This window comes from Microbacterium hatanonis, from assembly GCF_008017415.1.
Lineage (GTDB): Bacteria > Actinomycetota > Actinomycetes > Actinomycetales > Microbacteriaceae > Microbacterium > Microbacterium hatanonis.
The window spans coordinates 1,207,606-1,223,848 of sequence record NZ_VRSV01000001.1; the positions used below are offsets into that span (position 1 = coordinate 1,207,606).

The window sequence follows — 16,243 nt, forward strand, 5'->3', positions numbered from 1 at the left end:
CTCTCGTCAGCGATCTCCCCCGTCGCGGGCGTCGCGGACGACCCCGAGGATCGCAGGAACGAGGCTCGGCCAGGTGCGTGGTGGCGGAGCCTGGTGCCCGACGTCGGTGAGGACGATCAGCGGTGCGTCGAGTGCCTCCGCGAGGGCCTCGCCGTGCGCGAGCGGGAACAGCGGGTCGGCCGACCCGTGCACGACGATCGACGGCAGCGAGGTCAGTGCGGACAGATCGACCGGCGGCGCCGATCCGGCCACCAGGAAGTGGTTCGTCATCGCGCTCTCGAGCGACGGCGTGCGGTCCCACACCCGGCCGACGACGGCGCGCATCTCCCCCTCGTCGAAGGTTCCCGGCCCGGCGTAGGGACGCTCGCTCTCGACCACCCAGTCGATCACCGCGGCGCGGTCGGTCCAGTCGTGATGAGCGACCGGCGCGTCGAGGGTCGCGGCGATCTCGGCGGACGGGCCGGGCAGCGAACGAACGAGGTCGTCGGCCGGCGAGGTGGAGACGAGGACGAGTCCGACGACACGTCCCGGATGCGTCGCCGCGAGCTGCTGCGCGAGACCACCGCCCATCGACAGCCCGACGGCGACGATGCGCGAGACGTCGAAAGCATCCGCGACCGCGATCGCATCGTCCACGAGATCGTCGGACGTGTACGCCGGCGCACCGACAGGAGAGATCGTCGACTCTCCCGTGTCGCGCGCGTCGAAACGCAGCACCCGCACGCCAGCGTCGATGAACTCGGCGCAGAAGGCGTCGGACCACCCGTCCCGCGACCAGGTGGCGCCACCGAGGAACAGGAGCGCGGGGTCGGCGGACGGCTCCCCCGCGGCCTGCGCCGCGATCACCCCTCCCCTGACCTCGACGGCGCACGTCGCCCAGGCGATGGACGAGCTCGGTTCCTGCATGCCCTCAAGGTACTCGCAGCCCCGCATGATGCTCTTGTCTCGTCGCCGTGCGCGGAATACGGTCTCGGATGCAGGCCCGTGACCAAGACCGAGGAGCTCCCGATGACGAAGTACCTGATCTCCTTCCCCAGTGCGGCGATGCAGGTGTCCGCGGAAGATCTGCCGGCCGTGTCGGCGGCCTCGCACGCCGTCGTTCGGGAGGCGAAGGCGGCGGGCGTCTGGGTCTTCGGCGGCGGGATCGACGAGAGCATCCCGCCCGTCCTGGTCGACGGGGCCGGTGCGGTCGCACCCGGCACGTATCCGCAGACGGCGCGGCTCGAGGGCGGATACGCGATCCTCGACCTGCCGTCGCGCGACGCCGCGGTGGAATGGGCGGCGAAACTCGCCGTCGCCTGCCGGTGCGCGCAAGAACTGCGGGCGTTCGCCTTCGACCCGGAGAGCTGACGCCCGACCGAGCCCGTTGCGACAGGATGGACGGATGGCGACCGTCCCCGCTCCCCTCGTGCCCATCGTGCTTCGGATGCTGCGTGCGAACCGCACCTTCGTCACCGGCGACGGGGCGCGACGACGCGTGCGGGAGCGCGAGCTGCGGCCGTCCGCCTACGGACCTCCCCCGCGCTTGCGCGCGGATCTGCGGGTCGAGGTCGATCACGCCGATTGGCCGGTCTACACGGTCGCGCCGCGCGACCGGGAGCCGTCCGGCGGCGTAGTGTACGTGCACGGCGGCGGCTGGGTCAACGAGATCGTCGCGCAGCACTGGCAGCTCATCGCCCGACTCGCGGCGGAGTCGGGCGTCGCCGTTACCGTTCCGATCTACCCGCTCGTCCCGTTCGGGACGGCCTCGATCGCTCACGACGGAGTCGTCGCGCTCGTGGAACGGAGCATCTCGCGGTACGGGACGACGATGCTTGCCGGTGATTCCGCCGGCGGGCAGATCGCGCTGTCGGCGGCGCAGACGCTGCGCGACGCGGGTGTGGCGGTTGCCGGCAGCATCCTGATCTCCCCGGCACTCGACCTCACCTGGAGCAATCCCCGCATCCCCGAGGTGCAGCCCAGCGATCCGTGGCTGGCGACTCCCGGCGGGCGCGTGCTCGCCGACCTCTGGCGCGGCGATCGCGAGCTGACCGACCCGGTGGCGAGCCCGCTGTTCGGAGAGATGAGGGGGCTCGCTCCGATCGCGCTGTTCACCGGCACGCGCGACGTGCTCAATCCCGACGCGCATCTGCTCGTGGATGCTGCGGTCGCCGCCGGGGTCGACATCGATCTCTACGAGGCTCACGGACACGTGCACGTGTACCCCCTGCTGCCGACGAAGGTCGGCGCCGCGGCCCGCGCGAACGTCGTCGACGTCGTCCGCCGAGCGGTGATGGGCCGATGAGCGTGCGCACCGACTCCCCCGAGCCGCGTCGCCGCACCGCGCTCATCACCGGCGTCGGACGAGCGGCGAGTATCGCCCACGGCATCGCGGTCGCTCTCGCGGAGGACGGATGGGACCTGGCGCTCCTCGGCTGGCGGAGCTACGACGAATCCACGTCGTACGGCGGCGGCGTCGGCGATGTCGACGACCTCGAGCGGCGCCTGCGGAGTCTCGGCGCGCGGGTGGCCCGCATCGACGGAGACCTCGCCGACCCGGACGTCCCCGAGGCGGTGGTCTCGCGCGCCCTTCGGGAACTCGGGACGCTCGACGCTCTCGTGCTCTCCCACTCGCAGAGCATCGACTCCTCGATCTCCGACACGACCGTCGAGAGCTTCGACCGTCATTTCGCCGTCAATGTGCGGGCGGCGTGGTTGCTCATCCGCGAGTTCGCCGCCCTCGAGCGCACGTCGGGCCGGATCGTGGCGTTGACGAGCGATCACGTCGTGCACAATCTCCCCTACGGGGCCAGCAAAGGCGCGCTCGACCGCGTCGTCCTCGCGGCCGCCGGCGAGCTCGCAGCGCGGGGAATCACCGCGAACCTGGTCAATCCGGGGCCGATCGACACCGGGTGGATGGACGACGGCACCCGTCGGGCTCTCGTCGCGGAGCAGCCGACCGGCCGTCTGGGCACCCCCGCCGACGCCGCTCGCCTCGTGCGATTCCTCGTCTCGGACGAGGCGGCCTGGGTGACCGGTCAGCTCATCACGAGCGACGGGGGCTTCTCGGCGTGACCTCGGGCGGGGCGCTCTGCCCTGCCACGCCGAGATAGCGGATGAACAGCGAGATCCATCCGAAGATCAGCACGAAGACCACGATCTCGACACCGGTGAGGGAGAACGCGCCGAAAGCGAACGTCAGCCCCGACACCACGACCGCGGCGAGGATCGTCCACGACCAGACGAAGTACGTGCGCGGCAGGCCGCGCAGCAGCCACGGGCCGGCGATCAGCATCCCGAGGAACATGGCCGCCAGCGCCAGGGCCGCGACGTCGTGCCACAGGCGGTTCACGTCGACCGCCACGAGACCGACGCCCGCGAACGCGGCCCCCATCACCACGAAGAGCGCGGAGACGATGCGCGGCGACCGGGGTGAGGCCAGCACGCCGTCGGCGACCAGCGCCGTCATGTCGTGGGCGATGTACACCGCGAAGGTGGTCACGAGGAAGCCGCCCGCGATGAGCGTGCCGTTGAAGAACACGCTCGAGAGCTCGCCGTGGAACGTGCCCAGGTGGCTGAAGTGCACCTTCCACCAGTCCGGTTCCGGGGCGATGATCATGGCCGTGAAGACGCCGAAGGCGATGAAGGTGCGCAGGAGCGACGACATGCGCTGCGTGTCCATCCTCGACACGGACAGGTACACCAGGTGCGCGGTCAGCCCGACCGTGACAGCCATCATGACGATCGACCAGATCGGGCCGACGGGGAGCCCGATGAACCCGAGCCCGATCAGGCGGTAGATCACGTAGGTCTCGATGAACGCCAGCACCGTGTGGACGATGACGACGGAGAGGGTGTTCGCCGTGAGCTTCCAGGTCGGGAGGGAGCGCCGCCAGAGCTGACCGGGCAGGGAGCGGGAGCGCCAGTAGCCGAGAGCAGCCGCGAGCGCCGCGCCGACACCGCTGGCCACGGCGGCCCACAGCGCGAACGAGGTCGCGCCGTCCGCGAGCAGTTCCCCCGGCTCGACGATCGCGAGGATCAGTCCGTAGACGGCGCCGAGCGCTCCGATGGCGAACGCCGCGACGGCGGCCTCGGACTCGGCCCGCCGCGGTGCAACGGCGACGTCGGGGGCGGCGCGGGACACGGGTGCGGCGGGGCTCATGTCGTCAGTGTGACGGGTCCGTCGGCACGACCGCCAGCTTCCGGCCGGGGATGCCCCTCGATCGTGACACCATTGGGCGGTGAGTTCCGAGCGCGTCGCCCCTCCCGACCGTCGAGCAGGCGAGGAGATCTGGGCCGACTACACCGCAGCGCACCCCGCAGCCGTCGCGGCCTCGCCGGAGTACACGATCGAGCACTTCGGCGACACGGTACGCCTCGCCGATGAGCTGCTCGCCCATGTCCTCTCGGGACGCAAGCGTGCGACGTCCGAGCTGGTCGCCGACTTCCTCGAACGAGGCGACCCCGTTCCGCGCATCGGCTCGCACTGGATCGCGTGCGACGGCCGCGGTGTTCCCCGCATCGTCATCCGCAGCACCGAGTTGCGGATCGGCACGTTCGCATCCGTCGATGCCGCCTTCGCGGCGGACGAGGGTGAGGACGACCTGACTCTGGACAGCTGGCGCCGGGAGCACCGGGTCTACTGGACCCGCGTGAGCGAGGCCCAGGGCCGGGATTGGTCGGAGGACGACGAGATCGTCTTCGAGCGCTTCGCCGTCGTGTGGCCGCCGGCGCTGGCCGACCCGGGGTACGGCGAGCGTCAGAGTGTGTCGTCGGACCGCGTCGTCTGACGGGTGACGCGCTCCCCCGCCGCCGGATCGACGGCGGTACGTGTGACGGTGTCCGTCTGGCGGCGACGCGCCATGAGAATGATGCCGATGAGGAAGACGAGCGCGCCGGCGCCCATGAGGATGTAGCCGATCATGTCGAGGTTGACCCCCGGCACGTCGACGTTGACGGCGAACGCGAGGATGGCGCCGATGACGAACAGCGCGATTCCGGCTCCGATGCTCATGACAGCACTCCTCTCGAGGCGGCACGTGCCGCACATCGACACGATGGCAGGCTGGGGCCCGACGCGGCGAGGGCTTGACACAGGCCGGATGCTGCGAGTGTGACCGCGGCCCACGGGTCAGACATCGCGATCGGCCGACACATCGCGCCTGGCGGGCTGTCTGAGCCGATAGAGATGTCTCACGGTGTGCGAGCGCCTCGCGGCGGCTCCTGTCGGAGGCTGGCCCTACTCTGACGACCATGACTCGGATCGTCTACAACACCGCCACGACTCTCAACGGCTTCCTCGCCGACGACGCCGACTCGCTCGCCTGGCTCTTCGCCGTGCCCGGAGCGCCGGAGGCAGAGGACGACTTCGCGAGGTTCCTCGACGGGGTCGGAGCCTTCGTCATGGGAGCCACGACCTACGAGTGGGTGTGGGCGAACGACGAGGAGGAGAATCCGGGGTCGTGGGCGGCGACGTACGGATCGCGTCCGTGCTTCGTGGTCACCCACCGGCAGCTCCGCACCCCCGAGGGCGCCGACGTGACCTTCGTGCAAGGACCCGCAGCCGATTGGGTGGAGACGGTCATCGAGGCGGCAGCGGGGAAGGACGTCTGGATCGTCGGGGGCGGCGATCTCGTGGGTCAGTTCGCCGATATCGACCGTCTCGACGAGGTGCGCGTCTCAGTCGCCCCGGCCGTTCTCCCGTCGGGCAGGCCCCTGCTCCCCCGCCGCCTCGAGTCGGACCGGCTCCACCTCGAGCAGGTGCAGCAGAAGGGGCAGCTCGCCGAGCTCGTGTACCGGGTCAGCCCGCGGGGGTGAGTTCGACCCAGTCGGCGAACTTGGCTTGACGACCGTCACCCGACGAGCGCCCGGTCAGTCGTCGTCGCACCCAGGGGGCCACGTGCTCGCGGTAGTACGCGGCGCCGCGCGGCACGACCATCCCGTCACGGGTGGGAAGCGACCACCACTCCGCCGGCGGGGTGTAGCCGAGCGCATCGATGACGCGGGCGGCCACGCGGTGGTGCCCGCGCTCGTTCATGTGCAGACGGTCGGGCGACCAGTACGACTCCTGCGACAACTCGGTGTCCGGCCAGTTGAGCGCTCGCACGATGTCGGGCCGGTCCGAGACGCGCGCGAGCACCGCCTCCGACAGCAGGTCGCCACGGCGCTGCACCACGCGACCGAGAGGCAGATGGAACGACGGATTGGCGCCCGACAGGAAGATGAGCTGCACGCCGGCCTCGTCGCATCGGTCCTTGACGCGCGAGAACAGGTCGGCGATGCGCTCCATATCGGCCCTCGGCCGGAGCATGTCGTTGCCGCCGCCGTTGAACGACAGGTGCGTCGGCCCGAGGGCGAGTGCCGGTTCGAGCTGCTCCTCGACGATCGGGGCGGCGAGCTTGCCGCGGATGGCGAGGTTGGCGTACGAGATCGACTCGCCCGCCGCATCCGCCCATCCCTGTGCCGCCAGATCGGCCCAGCCTCGGACGGTGCCGTCGGGCAGCTCGTCGCCGACGCCTTCGGTGAAGGAGTCGCCGATGGCGACGAAGCGAACAGATGCCACGTGCTCAGCCTAGGCGCGTCAGCGGTCGTCGAGTGCGCGGCCCCGGTGGTCGGCGACCCCGAACGATGCCACCACCGCCACCGCGAAGAACGCCGCGAACACGACGAAGAGGAGCGGGGCGCCGCCCCACGCGAGAAGCGGCGGCACCGACAGGGGCGCGAGGATCGACGCGATGCGTCCGATGCCGGCGGCCCATCCCGATCCCGTGGCGCGAAGCGACGTGGGATACGTCTCGGGCGACACGGCGTACAGCGCTCCCCAGGCACCCAGGTTGAAGAACGACAGAGCCATGCCCGCGGCGATCACTGAGACCTCCCCGGTCGCCGTTCCGAACAGCACGGCCGAGACCGCGGAGCCGGCGAGGAACACGGCGAGCGTCGCGCGGCGCCCCCAGACCTCGATCAGCCAGGCGGCCACCGCATAGCCGGGCAGCTGGGCGAGCGTGATGACGAGGGTGAACCCGAACGAGCGCACGAGGTCGTACCCCTGCGAGACCAGAATGGTGGGGATCCAGATGAACGCGCCGTAGTACGAGAAGTTGACGCAGAACCAGAGCACCCAGAGGCTCGCGGTGCGCAGTCGGAACTCCGGAGTCCACAGCGCTGCGAGACGCCCGCCGGCGTCTTTCGCCGCCGCAGGAGTCGTGTCGGACAGGGGCGGCGCCGACGGCAGACGGCCGGCCGATCGCTGCAGATCGGCCACGATGGCAGCCGCTGCGGTCGACCGCCCGCGGCGGGCCAGCCACCGCGGCGACTCGGGGAGACCCCACCGCACGATCAGGGCGTACGCGGCGGGGATCGCACCGAGCGCGAAGGCCCACCGCCATCCGTCGGGTGACGTGGGGATGACGAAGAAACCGATCAGCGCGGCGGCGGTCCATCCCACGGCCCAGAACGCCTCGAGGAAGACGATGATGCGTCCGCGGATGCGGGCGGGAGCGAACTCGCTCACGTAGGTGGACGCGACCGGCAGCTCCGCACCGAGACCGAGGCCGACGAAGAATCGCAGGATCAGCAGGGCGACGAGCCCGCCGACCAGCGCGCTGGCGCCCGTCGCGATGCCGTAGACGACGAGCGTCAGGGCGAACACCTGGCGACGACCGAACCGGTCGGCCAGGAGCCCGCCGACGCTCGCCCCGATCGCCATCCCGACGAAGCCGATCGACGCGATCCACGCCGTCTCCCCCGGCTGCAGACTCCACTGCACAGCGAGGGTGGCGATGATGAAGGAGATGAGCCCGACGTCCATCGCGTCGAGAGCCCACCCGATTCCCGATCCGCTGAGGATCTTCAGGTGCCGACGGGTGAAAGGAAGGTCGTCGAGCTGCTCCGAGATGGTCGGAGCAGTAGACGGCGGCGCGTCGCTCATGGAGACAGCGTAGGAGCAGCGGGGCTCAGTCGGAGGCCAGCATGTCGTGCACGAGCGGGAGCACCCGGGTGCCGTAGAGCTCGATGCTCGACACGAGCTTGGAGTGCGCGAGCGACCCGCTGGCGAACTTCATCTGGAAGCGCGACGCGCCGATCGTGCGAACGGTGTCTGCGATCTTCCGTGCCACCGTCTCGGGCGATCCGACGTACAGGGCTCCTTCGGGGCCGACATCGTGCTGGAAGCGGAGACGGTTGTACGTCGGCCATCCCCGTTCCGCGCCGATGACGTTGTTCAGCTCGGCGACCCCCTCGTAGGCCTCGTCCCAGGCCTGCTGATCGGTCTCGGCGATGTGGCCCGGCGAATGCACCGAGATCGGCAGTGTCGGCCGCTCGAACGACTCGAGCGATCGCCGGTAGAGGTCGGCGAAGGGCGCGAAACGGTGAGACGGGCCACCGATGATGGCCAGCACCAATCCGAATCCGTAGCGCGCAGCGCGCACGACCGACTCGGGCGAGCCGCCGACGCCGACCCAGGCGGTGAGCCCGTTCTCCGTCTTCGGGTAGACATCGGCCGCGTCGAGCGGTGCGCGCGTCGTGCCCGACCACGTCAACGGCTTCTCGAGCAGGAGCTGGGAGAAGAGGTCGAGCTTCTCCTCGAAGAGCACCTCGTAGTCGCGCAGGTCGAAGCCGAAAAGGGGGAACGACTCGATGAACGAGCCGCGTCCGAGGATGACCTCGGCGCGCCCGTTCGAGACGGCATCGAGCGTCGCGAACCGCTCGTAGACGCGCACGGGGTCGTCTGATGAGAGGACCGTCACCGCGGTACCGAGGTGGATCGCGTTCGTGCGGGCGGCGGCTGCGGCGAGAACGATCTCGGGGCTCGTCACCGCGAAGTCCTTGCGGTGATGCTCCCCCACGCCGAAGAACGACAGCCCCACCTGGTCGGCGAGCACCGCCTGGTCGACGACGTTCCGAATCGTCTGAGCGTCGCTCAGAAGAATGCCGTCGTCACCCCGAGAGATGTCACCGAAGGTGTCGAGCCCGAGTTCCACTGTGTCCACGCCAAGCCTCTTTTCTATTCGCCTGAATGAACCTACCGTGCCCGCGGGCTATTCCCGTTCCGTCTCAGCTCTTCAACGCGCTGCGAAGGGTGTCGAGGCCGACACCTCCGATGTCGAGCGCGCGCTTGTGGAAGTCCTTGATGTCGAACGCGTCGCCGCGCCGGTCGCGGTCTTCGTCGCGCGCCTGCTCCCAGATGCGCTGGCCGACCTTGTAGGACGGCGCCTGGCCCGGCCACCCGAGGTAACGGTTGACCTCGAACTGCACGAATTCGTCGGACATGTTGACGTTGCGTCGCATGAAGTCGAGCGCGTAGTCGTGGTCCCAGACCCCGTCGCCCGACAGACGCGGCTTCTCGAGGTGGACACCGATGTCGAGCACGACGCGAGCGGCCCGCATGCGCTGCCCGTCGAGCATCCCGAGCCGGTCGGCGGGGTCGTCGAGGAACCCGAGCTGCTCCATGAGCCTCTCGGCGTAGAGCGCCCACCCCTCGGCGTGACCCGACGTACCGGCCAGGAGCCGGCGCCAGGAGTTGAGCTGCGCGCGGTTGTAGACCGCCTGCGCGATCTGCAGGTGGTGACCGGGAACACCCTCGTGGTAGACGGTCGTGAGCTCGCGCCACGTGTCGAAGTCGTTGACGCCCTCGGGCACCGACCACCACATCCGGCCAGGGCGGGAGAAGTCGTCGGTCGGGCCGGTGTAATAGATGCCCCCTTCGCGCGTCGGCGCGATCATGCACTCCAGACGGCGAATGGGCTCCGGGATGTCGAAGTGGGTCGCGCCCAGTTCGGCGACGGCGCGGTCGCTCGTCACCTGCATCCACTGCTGGAGCTCCTCGGTGCCGTGAAGCTTGCGCGCCGGGTCGTTCTCCAGGAACGCGACGGCCTCCTCCACGGTGGCTCCGGGCAGGATCTCGTTCGCGATGGCCTCCTGCTCGGCGACCATGCGGGCGAGTTCTTCGACGCCCCATTCGTAGGTCTCGTCGAGGTCGATCGTGGCGCCCAGGAAGCGGCGCGAGTGCAGCGGATACACCTCACGTCCGACCGCATCCTTCTCGGTCGCCACGGGAGCCAGTTCGCCGGTCAGGAACCGGCCCAGCGCGTCGTAGGCGACGCGCGCCGCGTTCGCGCTGTCGGCGAGTTCGCGGGCGAGCGAGGCCGGCAGCTGCCCCGACTCGGGGGCGGCGTCGCCGGCGAACTCGGTGAAGAAGCCGGTGTCGGAGGTGTAGCGGGCGATCTGCGTCGCCACCTCGACGACCTGGCGACGCGCCGGCACCACACCCTGCGCGATGCCTTCCTTGAGCGTCTCGACGTAGCCCTCGATGGCCGCCGGCAGCGCGCGCATGCGCGTGGCCACCACCGACCAGTCGTCGACGGTAGACGTCGGCATGAGGTCGAACACCTGACGGATGTCCTGCGCGGGAGAGGCGATGACGTTCAGGTCGCGCAGGTGCCACCGGGCATCGTCGAGCTCGACGTCGAGCTTCAGCTCGCGCAGCAGGTCTTCCTGGGTGACCGCGTCGATCGCGTCGACGGGCTGCGCGCTCTCGAGCTTCGAGATCGTGTCGCGGACGGCACCGATGTACTGCGCGTGACCGTCGGGCGAGTAGTCGCCGTAGCGGTCGTTGAACTCGGATCGGCCGATGTACGTCGCCGTCGTCGGCGAGATCTCGGCGAGAGTGTCGACCCAGGCGTCTGCGATCGCGTCGATCGGGGTGGGGTTACGGGGAGCGTCGGTCATCATTCGAGCCTAGTGACCCGCCTCGTCCCAATCACCCCCGCGCCCGATCTGCACGTCGAGCGGGACGGACAGCGTGGCGGCATCGCCCATGCGTGCGCGGACGATCTCTTCGGTCTGCTGCCACTCCCCCGCGGCGACTTCGACCACGAGCTCGTCGTGGATCTGCAGCAGCACGCGGGACCGCATGCCGGCGGCGACGAGATCGTCGTGAATGTGGAAGAGCGCGATCTTCATGATGTCGGCCGCACTGCCCTGGATGGGGGCGTTGAGGGCCGCACGTTCGGCGTTCTCGCGGAGCACTCGGTTGGGGCTCGTCAGGTCGGGGAACGGGCGGCGACGGCCGAAGATCGTCTCGGTGTAGCCGTCGACGCGAGCCTGCTCCACCGAGGATCGGAGGTAGTCGCGCACGGCGCCGAATCGCGCGAAGTACTCCATCATCAGCTGCTTCGCCTCGCTCTGCTCGATGCGCAGCTGCTTCGAGAGTCCGAACGCCGACAGGCCGTAGACGAGGCCGTACGACATCGCCTTGACCTTCGTACGCATCGGGGCGGTCACCTCCTCGGGCGTGACGCCGAAGACGCGCGCGCCGACGAACCGGTGGAGGTCCTCGCCCGAGTTGAACGCCTCGATGAGGCCGGGGTCGCCGGACAGATGCGCCATGATGCGCATCTCGATCTGCGAGTAGTCGGCGGTGAGAAGGGTCTCGTATCCCTCGCCCACTTCGAACGCGGCGCGGATGCGACGGCTCTCCTCGTTGCGGATCGGGATGTTCTGGAGGTTGGGGTCGGTGCTCGACAGGCGCCCGGTCTGGCTGCCGGTCTGCACGTACGTGGTGTGGATGCGGCCCCCGTCGTCGATCGCGACGTCGAGGGAGTCGATGATCTGCCGCAGCTTCGTCGCTTCGCGGTGCTGCAGGAGCAGATCGAGGAACGCGTGCGGGTGAGAGTCCTGCAGATCGGCGAGCACCGCGGCATCCGTCGAGTAGCCGGTCTTCGTCTTGCGGGTCTTGGGTAGCTGCAACTCCTCGAACAGCACCTCTTGGAGCTGCTTGGGAGAGCCCAGGTTCACCTCGTGGCCGATCGCCGCGTACGCCTGCTCGGCGAGCCGGTCGGCGCGCGAGCCCAGCTCGGCCGAGAACGACGACAGCTTGTCGTGCGACACGGCGACGCCCGCCAGCTCCATGGCGGCGAGCGTGCGAAGGGTGGGCAGCTCGATCGTGTCGAACACCTCCCGGACGCTGTCGGGAAGCTCGGCGGCCAGCGCTTCGGCGACGCGGAGCGTGAACCACGAGACCTGCCCCGGCGTCGCACCCTCGGTCTCGGGTACGAGCTGGGTCGGGTCGGCCTCGGGCAGCTTCTCGCCCAGGTAGCGGTCGACGAGGTCGGCGAGGGTCTTGTCGGGGAAGCTCGGGCGCCGGAGCCACCCGGCGAGGATGACGTCGAACACGAGCCCGTCGACGTCGAGACCGGCGCGCGAGAGGGCCTTCAGCTGCGGCTTGGCATCGGCGAAGACCTTCGGCGCGGAGGAGGCGAGCCAGGGCGCGATGGCCGCCGACAGCTCGGGGGTCCACTCCCCCTCGGCCGCAGCATCCGCCGTCGCGAGCCCCAGGCGCGTCGGGCGCCCGCCGGCGACGACCACGGTGACACCGACCTGTCCCTGGGCGGACTCCGCCCAGGCGGCCAGCGCCGCCGCGTCGAGCTCGGGAGAGGCGGGGGCCTCGGCGGTGGGCGCATCGGCGCTGCTCCCCGAGGACTGGTCGACCCCGGCCGCTTCGAACACGCGCGGCAGGAGGGTGCGGAACTCGAGTCGCGCGAAGATATCGCGGACGGCCTGAGCGTCGATGGGGCGAACGGCGAGATCGGCGGGAGCCAGAGGAAGCTCGACGTCGGTGAGGAGACGGTTCAGGTGCCGGTTGCGCCGAACGTCGTCGAGGTGCTCGCGCAGGTTGTTGCCCACGACCCCGGTCACCTTGTCGGCGTTCTCGAGCAGCGCGTCGAGCGAGCCGTACTGGGTCAGCCACTTCACGGCGGTCTTCTCACCGACCTTCGGGACGCCCGGGAGGTTGTCGCTCGTCTCGCCGACGAGCGCGGCGATCTCGGGGTACTGGGCCGGCGGCAGACCGTACTTCTCCACGACGGCGGACGGGTCGTAGCGCTTCAACTGCGAGACGCCCTGCACGTTCGGATAGAGCAGCGTCACGTCGTCGGTGACGAGTTGGATGGTGTCGCGGTCTCCCGAGCAGACGAGCACGTGGAAGCCGGCGGCGGCGCCCTGGGTCGCGAGGGTCGCGAGGATGTCGTCGGCCTCGAAGTCCTCTTTCTGGATGACGGGGATGCTCATCGCCGCCAGGCAGTCCTGGAGGATCGGGATCTGGCCCTTGAACTCGGCCGGTGTCTCGGAGCGGTTCGCCTTGTACTCGGTGTACTCGCGGGTGCGGAACGACTGCCGGGACGTGTCGAAGGCCACGGCCAGGTGTGTGGGCTGCTCGGCCTTGATCAGGTTCACGAGCATCGACAGGAATCCGTAGATGCCATTGGTGTGCTGCCCGTCCTTCGTCGAGAAGTTGTCGACGGGGAGGGCGTAGAACGCCCGGTAGGCCAGAGAATGGCCGTCGACGACGAGAAGAGTAGGCTTTCCGGAGTCCGTCACTCGTCAATGCTAACGAGGCCCGACGACACTCATCCGTCACCGAGCGAAGGCGATCATGACCGAGACCGTTTCCGACTCCCCCTCCGGTCTCGAATGGGTGAGGGGGCGCGGAATGGGTTCCCTCGCCGAGAAGATGGGCTTCGAGTGGGTCGAGTTCAGCGTGGAGCGCGCGGTCGCCACGATGCCCGTGGAGGGCAACACGCAGCCGGTTGGACTGCTGCACGGCGGCGCGTATGTCGTGCTCGGCGAGTCGCTGGGCTCGATGGCGGCGAACCTCTACGCCGGGCCGGGGAGGCTCGCGGTCGGCGTGGACATCAACGCGACCCACACGCGATCGGCGACCTCGGGCATCGTCACGGGGGTCTGCACGCCGATCCACCTCGGTCGCTCGATCACGGTCCACGAGATCGTCGTGACCGACGAGCAGGGCCGTCGCTGCTCGACGGTCCGCATCACGAACCACATTAAGGACGCCCCGCAGAAATGAAGAACGGATGCTGGTTCTCAGCATCCGTTCTTCGGTGAGGTTCTGATGAGGTCGCGCTACTTCTTCGGCGCGAGCTGCTCGATGATGGCTTTGGCCACGTCCTGCATCGTCAGGCGGCGGTCCATGGACGCCTTCTGGATCCAGCGGAAGGCCTCGGGCTCGGTGAGACCCATCTTCTCGTTCAGGAGACCCTTGGCGCGGTCGACGAGCTTGCGCGTCTCGAAGCGCTCGACCATGTCGGCGACCTCGGCCTCGAGCGTGATGATCTGGTCGTAACGGGCCAGGGCGATCTCGATCGCGGGGAGCAGATCGTTGGGGGTGAAGGGCTTCACCACGTAGGCGAGTGCACCCGCCTCGCTGGCGCGCTCGACGAGCTCCTTCTGGCTGAACGCCGTCAGCAGCACCACCGGGGCGATGTGGTTCTTGCTCAGACGCTCGGCAGCGCTGATGCCGTCGAGCTGCGGCATCTTCACGTCCATGATGACGAGGTCGGGGCGCAGCTCGGTGGCGAGCTGAACCGCGGTCTCCCCGTCGCCCGCCTCGCCGACGACGTCGAAGCCGTTGTCACGCAGGATCTCGACGATGTCGAGGCGGATGAGCGACTCATCCTCCGCGACCACGACACGGCGGGGGGCGGATGCCACGGGGGCGGTGCCCGGATCTAGGTCAGTCACGTATTCATCCTAAGACAGGGGGTCGGCATACCCGCCGATACCCGGGGTGGGGGGAAAGAGCCAGGAGCCGAATTCACGGACGATGGACTTCTCACTGGAGTGCCGGTGGTGGGATTCGAACCCACACGCCCTTTCGGACAGAGCATTTTGAGTGCCCCGCGTCTGCCGTTCCGCCACACCGGCGAGCACTTCAGCATCCGAACCATATCGCACGGGCGTCCGAGAACCCGGACGCCCGTGCGAGGGATCAGGCTTCGCGCTGATAGATGGGCGCCGCACCGTGGACGGCGTCGCCGATCTTGTGCACGCGCAGGTCGTTGGTCGACCCCGCGATTCCCGGAGGGGAACCGGAGATGACGATGACCTTGTCGCCGACCTTCGCGAGGTCGTTCGAGAGGAAGTAGTCGTCGACCTGGAGGAACATCATGTCGGTGTGCTCGACGTGCTCCACCAGGGTCGAACGCACGCCCCAGGTGAGGGCGAGACGACGACGGATGCCCGGCTCGGGCGTGAACGCGATCATCGGGATGGGCGAGCGCAGGCGCGACATGCGGCGCGCGGAGTCGCCCGACTCGGTGAAGATGCAGAGGTACTTGGCCTCGACGAACTCGGCGACCTCGATCGCGGCGAGCGTGATCGCCCCGCCCTGGGTGCGCGGCTTGGTCGTCAGGCGTGCGATGCGGTCGAGACCGTGCTCCTCGGTGGAGGCCACGATGCGGGCCATCGTCTCGACGACGACGACCGGGTACTGTCCGACGCTGGTCTCGCCCGAGAGCATGACCGCGTCGGCGCCGTCGAGGACGGCGTTGGCGACGTCGCTGGTCTCGGCGCGGGTGGGCACCGGGTTCGTGATCATCGACTCGAGCATCTGCGTCGCGACGATGACGGGCTTCGCCATCCGGCGGGCAAGCTCCACCGCGCGCTTCTGGACGATCGGCACCGCTTCGAGCGGCAGCTCGACGCCCAGGTCGCCGCGGGCGACCATGATGCCGTCGAACGCGTCGATGATGGCCTCGAGGTTGTCGACGGCCTGCGGCTTCTCGATCTTCGCGATGACGGGAACCGTGCGGTTCTCCTCGGCCATGATCACGTGAACGCGCTCGATGTCGGACGCGTCGCGGACGAAGGAGAGCGCGATGAGGTCGGCGCCGGTGCGCAGACCCCAGCGGAGGTCGTCCTCGTCCTTCTCGGACAGCGCGGGCACGTTGACGGCCACGCCCGGGAGGTTGATGCCCTTGTTGTTGGAGACCGGACCCCCGACGATGACCTCGGTGGTCACGGTCACGCCGTCGGTCTCGATGACCTGGACGCGCACCTTGCCGTCGTCGATCAGGAGGTAGTCGCCGGGCTTCACGTCCTGGGGCAGGCCCTTGAAGGTCGTCGAGACGATCTCCTTGGTGCCGGCGATGTCTTCGACGGTGATCTTGAAGATGTCACCGGCGGCCAGCTCGTGGGGGCCGTCGGAGAAGCGACCGAGGCGGATCTTCGGCCCCTGGAGGTCGACGAGGATCGCGACCGGCTTGCCGGCGTCGTCGGCGGCCCGACGCACGTTCGCGTAGTTGCCCTCGTGCACGGAGTAGTCGCCGTGGCTGAGGTTCAGACGGGCGACGTCGACACCCGCGTCGATGATCGCGCGAACGCTCTCATAGGTCGATGTGGCGGGTCCTAGCGTTGCGACGATCTTGGCGCGTCTCATCGGTATTTTTCTCCGAAAGATGGGGGTCGG

Annotated in this window: 16 protein-coding genes and 1 tRNA gene; 6 read left to right on the forward strand and 11 right to left on the reverse strand. The window is 69.2% G+C overall.

Annotation, left to right across the window (positions count from 1 at the left end; all coding sequences use genetic code 11):
* Window positions 1-6 precede the first annotated feature (6 nt).
* Window positions 7-906, reverse strand: coding sequence for an alpha/beta fold hydrolase (locus tag FVP77_RS05830; RefSeq protein WP_187266830.1), 900 nt, complete (start codon window positions 904-906; stop codon window positions 7-9).
* Between the two features lie 102 nt (window positions 907-1,008).
* Between FVP77_RS05830 and FVP77_RS05835 the strand changes: the two genes are divergently transcribed.
* Genes FVP77_RS05835 through FVP77_RS05845 form a run of 3 tightly spaced genes read left to right on the forward strand, consistent with a single transcriptional unit; the run spans window position 1,009 to window position 3,054 of the window.
* Window positions 1,009-1,350, forward strand: a complete 342-nt coding sequence (locus FVP77_RS05835) for a YciI family protein (RefSeq protein WP_147894457.1) — start codon at window positions 1,009-1,011, stop codon at window positions 1,348-1,350.
* 34 nt (window positions 1,351-1,384) lie between these two features.
* Window positions 1,385-2,284, forward strand: a complete 900-nt coding sequence (locus FVP77_RS05840; protein WP_147893658.1) for an alpha/beta hydrolase fold domain-containing protein — start codon at window positions 1,385-1,387, stop codon at window positions 2,282-2,284.
* Window positions 2,281-3,054, forward strand: coding sequence for an SDR family oxidoreductase (locus FVP77_RS05845; RefSeq protein WP_147893659.1), 774 nt, complete (start codon window positions 2,281-2,283; stop codon window positions 3,052-3,054). The genes FVP77_RS05840 and FVP77_RS05845 overlap by 4 nt, the downstream gene beginning before the upstream one ends.
* Here FVP77_RS05845 and FVP77_RS05850 read toward each other — a convergent pair.
* On the reverse strand, window positions 3,026-4,141 hold the full coding sequence (locus FVP77_RS05850) for a hypothetical protein (RefSeq protein ID WP_147893660.1): 1,116 nt from the start codon (window positions 4,139-4,141) through the stop codon (window positions 3,026-3,028). The two genes, FVP77_RS05845 and FVP77_RS05850, sit on opposite strands and share 29 nt — an antisense overlap.
* 79 nt (window positions 4,142-4,220) lie before the next feature.
* Between FVP77_RS05850 and FVP77_RS05855 the strand changes: the two genes are divergently transcribed.
* Entirely contained in the window at window positions 4,221-4,769 is a 549-nt protein-coding gene (locus FVP77_RS05855; RefSeq protein WP_246133992.1) for an ASCH domain-containing protein, read from the forward strand.
* On the opposite strand, the gene FVP77_RS05860 is transcribed toward FVP77_RS05855, so the two are convergent.
* A complete protein-coding gene (locus FVP77_RS05860; RefSeq protein ID WP_121149527.1) occupies window positions 4,739-4,993 on the reverse strand; it encodes a DUF6458 family protein in 255 nt (84 codons plus the stop codon). The two genes, FVP77_RS05855 and FVP77_RS05860, sit on opposite strands and share 31 nt — an antisense overlap.
* A 239-nt stretch (window positions 4,994-5,232) precedes the next feature.
* Here FVP77_RS05860 and FVP77_RS05865 point away from each other — a divergent pair, with 239 nt between their 5' ends.
* Window positions 5,233-5,796, forward strand: coding sequence for a dihydrofolate reductase family protein (locus tag FVP77_RS05865; protein WP_147893661.1), 564 nt, complete (start codon window positions 5,233-5,235; stop codon window positions 5,794-5,796).
* Here the strand turns inward: FVP77_RS05865 and FVP77_RS05870 are convergent.
* The 5 genes from FVP77_RS05870 to polA all read right to left on the reverse strand — a co-directional run bounded on the left by FVP77_RS05870 (window position 5,780) and on the right by polA (window position 13,356).
* Window positions 5,780-6,541 (reverse strand): SGNH/GDSL hydrolase family protein, encoded by a 762-nt coding sequence (locus FVP77_RS05870; RefSeq protein ID WP_147893662.1) that lies wholly within the window; start codon window positions 6,539-6,541, stop codon window positions 5,780-5,782. The genes FVP77_RS05865 and FVP77_RS05870 overlap by 17 nt on opposite strands.
* An 18-nt stretch (window positions 6,542-6,559) precedes the next feature.
* Window positions 6,560-7,909 carry an MFS transporter gene (locus FVP77_RS05875; RefSeq protein WP_147893663.1) on the reverse strand — a complete coding sequence of 450 codons (1,350 nt, stop codon included), beginning with the start codon at window positions 7,907-7,909 and terminating at the stop codon, window positions 6,560-6,562.
* Between the two features lie 25 nt (window positions 7,910-7,934).
* Complete coding sequence (locus tag FVP77_RS05880; RefSeq protein ID WP_147893664.1) at window positions 7,935-8,969, reverse strand: LLM class flavin-dependent oxidoreductase; 1,035 nt, start codon at window positions 8,967-8,969, stop codon at window positions 7,935-7,937.
* Between the two features lie 64 nt (window positions 8,970-9,033).
* Complete coding sequence (locus FVP77_RS05885; protein WP_147893665.1) at window positions 9,034-10,707, reverse strand: DUF885 domain-containing protein; 1,674 nt, start codon at window positions 10,705-10,707, stop codon at window positions 9,034-9,036.
* 9 nt (window positions 10,708-10,716) lie between these two features.
* Entirely contained in the window at window positions 10,717-13,356 is a 2,640-nt protein-coding gene (gene polA / locus FVP77_RS05890) for a DNA polymerase I (RefSeq protein ID WP_147893666.1), read from the reverse strand.
* 55 nt (window positions 13,357-13,411) lie between these two features.
* On the opposite strand from polA, the gene FVP77_RS05895 reads away from it, so the two are divergent.
* Complete coding sequence (locus FVP77_RS05895; protein ID WP_147893667.1) at window positions 13,412-13,843, forward strand: hotdog fold thioesterase; 432 nt, start codon at window positions 13,412-13,414, stop codon at window positions 13,841-13,843.
* A 56-nt stretch (window positions 13,844-13,899) separates the two neighbouring features.
* Here the strand turns inward: FVP77_RS05895 and FVP77_RS05900 are convergent, their stop codons facing one another.
* The 3 genes from FVP77_RS05900 to pyk all read right to left on the reverse strand — a co-directional run bounded on the left by FVP77_RS05900 (window position 13,900) and on the right by pyk (window position 16,213).
* Window positions 13,900-14,517, reverse strand: coding sequence for an ANTAR domain-containing response regulator (locus FVP77_RS05900; protein WP_116646635.1), 618 nt, complete (start codon window positions 14,515-14,517; stop codon window positions 13,900-13,902).
* Between the two features lie 100 nt (window positions 14,518-14,617).
* A tRNA-Leu gene (locus FVP77_RS05905) sits at window positions 14,618-14,700 on the reverse strand.
* Window positions 14,701-14,764: 64 nt separating this feature from the next.
* Window positions 14,765-16,213, reverse strand: a complete 1,449-nt coding sequence (gene pyk / locus FVP77_RS05910) for a pyruvate kinase (RefSeq protein WP_147893668.1) — start codon at window positions 16,211-16,213, stop codon at window positions 14,765-14,767.
* Window positions 16,214-16,243: the final 30 nt, after the last annotated feature.